We start from the raw sequence: 272 nt of genomic DNA on the forward strand, positions 1-272 counted from the left end.
GGCAGCTTCGGCGCCGGCAACTACGGCATGTGCGGGCGCGCCTACGACCCGCGCTTTATGTTCATGTGGCCCAACGCGCGCATCTCGGTGATGGGCGGCGAACAGGCCGCCAGCGTGCTCGCCACCGTCAAGCGCGACGGCATTGAGCGCAAGGGCGGGGAATGGTCTGCCGAGGACGAGGACAGCTTCAAGCAGCCGATCCGCGATCTCTACGAAGCTGAAGGTTCGCCCTATTTCTCCACAGCGCGCCTATGGGATGACGGCATCATCGA

At 64.7% G+C, this 272-nt stretch carries 1 protein-coding gene; it reads left to right on the plus strand.

What is annotated here, in order from left to right; genetic code table 11:
• Nucleotides 1–272: carboxyl transferase domain-containing protein (locus B4F73_RS07030; RefSeq protein WP_290482852.1), on the plus strand; the 272-nt coding region annotated here is incomplete at both ends.

The organism is Hyphomonas sp. UBA3601 (assembly GCF_002375605.1).
GTDB lineage: Bacteria > Pseudomonadota > Alphaproteobacteria > Caulobacterales > Hyphomonadaceae > Hyphomonas.